Annotated in this window: 2 protein-coding genes and 1 pseudogene; 2 read left to right on the plus strand and 1 reads right to left on the minus strand. The window is 68.7% G+C overall.

Annotated features, from left to right (window positions below):
- Window positions 1-1,799, minus strand: a 1,799-nt coding sequence (locus VFN12_RS09790) for a 2-oxoacid:acceptor oxidoreductase subunit alpha (protein WP_325118465.1), incomplete at its 3' end; no start/stop codon positions are given.
- 310 nt (window positions 1,800-2,109) lie between these two features.
- On the opposite strand from VFN12_RS09790, the gene VFN12_RS09795 reads away from it, so the two are divergent.
- Both VFN12_RS09795 and VFN12_RS09800 read left to right on the plus strand, forming a co-directional pair.
- On the plus strand, window positions 2,110-3,132 hold the full coding sequence (locus tag VFN12_RS09795) for a sulfate ABC transporter substrate-binding protein (protein ID WP_325118466.1): 1,023 nt from the start codon (window positions 2,110-2,112) through the stop codon (window positions 3,130-3,132).
- Window positions 3,129-3,527, plus strand: a pseudogene (locus VFN12_RS09800) (molybdate ABC transporter permease subunit); the annotation flags it as partial. The gene VFN12_RS09795 and the pseudogene VFN12_RS09800, both read left to right, overlap by 4 nt.

The following is a 3,527-nucleotide window of genomic DNA, read 5'->3' on the forward strand; positions in this document are numbered from 1 at the left end:
CCGCGGACGTGGTTGTAGCCGATCACGTCGACGAGGTACTTCGCGCGCAGCAGCATGCTGAGCTGGCCGAGGTTCATCTCGGGGACCAGCACCTTGTCGTAGCGGGCGAGGACCTCGCCGAGGTCCTTCGGGAACGGGTTGAGGTGGCGGAGGTGGGCCTGCGCCACGTGGTAGCCCGCCTTGCGCACCCGGCGGCAGCCGGCACCGATCGGGCCGTACGTCGACCCCCAGCCGAGCACCAGCACCCTGGCCTCTCCGGTGGGGTCGTCGACCTCCATCGGGGGCAGGGTCTCGGCGATCCGGTCGACCTTGGCCTGACGGGTGCGCACCATGAAGTCGTGGTTGGCCGGGTCGTAGGAGATGTTGCCGTGGCCGTCGCCCTTCTCCAGGCCGCCGATCCGGTGCTCCAGTCCCGCCGTGCCGGGAATCGCCCACGGCCTGGCCAGGGTCGCCTCGTCGCGGACGTAGGGCCAGAAGTCGCGGTCCTCGCCCTCACCGTGGTTGGGCTGGGTGGCGAACGCCGGGTCGATCGGCGGGAGCTCGGACACCTCGGGGATCCGCCACGGCTCCGACCCGTTGGCGAGCATCCCGTCGGAGAGCAGCATCACCGGGGTGCGGTGGGTGATGGCGATCCGGATCGCCTCGAGGGTGGCGTCGAAGCAGTCGCCGGGCGAGCGCGGCGCGATGATCGGCACCGGCGACTCGCCGTTGCGACCGAACATGGCCTGGAGCAGGTCGGCCTGCTCGGTCTTGGTCGGCAGGCCGGTCGACGGGCCGCCGCGCTGGACGTCGATCACCAGCAGGGGCAGCTCGGTCATCACGGCCAGCCCGATGGTCTCCGACTTGAGCGCGATGCCGGGGCCGGAGGTCGTGGTGACGCCCAGGCTGCCGGCGAAGGCGGCTCCGAGGGCGGCGCCGATACCGGCGATCTCGTCCTCGGCCTGGAAGGTCGTCACGCCGAACGACTTGTGCTTCGACAGCTCGTGGAGGATGTCGGAGGCAGGGGTGATGGGGTAGGAGCCGAGGAACACCGGCAGTCCGGACTGCACTCCTCCGGCGATCAGGCCGTAGGCCAGGGCGAGGTTGCCGGTGATGTTGCGGTAGGTGCCCGGGGGCATCGGAGCCGGCTTGATCTCGTAGGAGACGACGAAGGCCTCGGTCGTCTCGCCGAAGTGCCAGCCCTTGTTGAACGCCGTGACGTTGGCGTCGCGGATCGCGGGCACACGTGCGAAGCGGCGTTCGAGGAAGGAGATGGTGGACTCGATCGGCCGGCCGTACATCCAGGACAGCAGGCCGAGCGCGAACATGTTCTTCGCCCGGGCCGCGTCCTTGCGGGACAGCCCGAACTCCTTGACCGCCTCGACCGTCATCCCGGTCAGGTCGACGGGGTGCAGGGCGTACTCGTCGAGGGACCCGTCCTCGAGCGGGCTGGCCGCGTAGCCCGCCTTGGTGAGGTTGCGCGAGGTGAAGTCGTGGGTGTCGACGATGATGGTGGCGCCCTTGGGCAGGTCGCCGAGGTTGGCCCGCAGCGCGGCCGGGTTCATCGCGACCAGGACGTCGGGGGCGTCCCCGGGGGTGAGGATGTCGTGGTCGGCGAAGTGGACCTGGAACGAGGAGACGCCGGGCAGGGTGCCCTGCGGCGCCCGGATCTCGGCCGGGAAGTTGGGCAGGGTCGACAGGTCGTTGCCGAAGGCGGCCGACTCCTGCGTGAACCGGTCGCCGGTCAGCTGCATGCCGTCGCCCGAGTCCCCTGCGAACCGGATGATGACCCGGTCGAGCTGCTTGACCTGCTTGGTCACCGCTCCCTTACCTCTCCTTGCTTGCTGCCGAGACCAATGATACCCGCGGTATGTGAGAACTGAAACGTGTTCCAGTTCCGCCCGCAACCGGTCTCTGCCACGACTTTCCCACGATAGTCCCGACGCTCAACCCGGCGCGCATCGTCTCCCCCATCTGGACGGGTGAGACACGCCACGCATCTCAGAATTCGGCCTATCTCACTAATGTCGACTACTCTGCTCGTCAATAGTCAGATACGCACCTTCTCGGGTCGAAGTGCGGCAGCTCCCACGCCGCACCGGAAGGGAGCGCAAACAGAGAGAGATGGACATGACTTCCAAGTTCAAGGCCGCGCTTGCGGCATCGCTGACCGGCGTTCTCGCCTTGAGCGCCTGCTCGGGCGCCAGTGGTGGGGCCACCGGCGGAGACCGGCTCAGCCTGGTCGGCTTCTCGGTGCTCGAGGCGGCCAACGAGCCCGTGTTCGAGGAGTTCGAGGGAACCTCCGAGGGCGAGGGCGTCACCTTCCAGACGTCGTACGGCTCCTCGGGTGACCAGAGCCGCGCGGTCGAGGGAGGACTCGACGCTGACGTCGTGCACTTCTCCCTCGAGCCCGACATGCAGCGTCTCGTCGACGCCGGCCTGGTCGCCGAGGACTGGAAGGACAACGAGACCAAGGGCATCGTGACGTCCTCGGTCGTCTCCTTCGTCGTGCGCGAGGGCAACCCGGAGGACATCCAGGGATGGGACGACCTGGTGCAGCCGGGCGTCGAGATCATCACGCCCAACCCGGCCTCGTCCGGCTCGGCGAAGTGGAACATCCTCGCCGCGTGGGCCCACGCCACCGGGGCGGGCGGCGGCGATGCGGAGGGCGAGGAGTTCGTCACCAAGCTGCTGCAGAACACGATCGCGCTGCCGGCGTCGGCGCGCGACGCGACGACCGCCTTTTCCGAGGGCAACGGTGACGTGCTGATCTCCTACGAGAACGAGGCGATCCTCGCCATCCAGAACGGTGAGCCGTTCGACTACATCGTCCCCGACGACACCCTGCTGATCGAGAACCCGGCCGCCGTCGTGACCGACGCACCCGACTCCGCGCAGGGCTTCCTGGAGTTCCTCATCACCCCGGAGGCGCAGGCGGCCTACGCCCAGTCCGGGCTCCGTCCGGTGGTGGACGGCGTCGAGCTGCCCGAGGTCGAGGGCGCCAACGACCCGGCGGACCCGTTCCCGACCCCGGGCACGCTGTACACGATCGACGAGCAGTTCGGTGGCTGGGCAGAGGCCGACGCGAAGTTCTTCGACGACGTCAAGGGCATCATCCCGAAGCTCCAGGCGAAGACCGGGACCGAAGAGTGACCACTGCAGTAGCGGATGTCTCGGCCCGGTCGGCGCACACGCGCCGGCCGGGCCGCGGCTCGGGCGGCTCCACCTCGACGAACCTGACCCGGGGATCCGCGCTGGCGCTCGGCATCTCGGTCACCTGGTTCAGCCTGCTCGTGCTGATCCCGCTCGCTGCGATCGTGGTGACCGCGGCCGGCGGGGGTTGGGACGCCTACGTCGCAACTCTGAGCAACCCCCAGACGTGGGCTGCGATCAAGCTGACGGTTTTCACCTCGGTGCTGGTCACCGTGGTCAACGTGGTCGTCGGCACGGTCATCGCCTGGGTCCTCGTCCGGGACAGCTTCTGGGGCAAGCGCGCTCTCGACGTCGTCATCGACATTCCGTTCGCACTCCCGACCATCGTGGCCGGG

This window comes from Nocardioides sp., assembly GCF_035703625.1.
In the GTDB taxonomy this organism is placed as follows: domain Bacteria; phylum Actinomycetota; class Actinomycetes; order Propionibacteriales; family Nocardioidaceae; genus Nocardioides.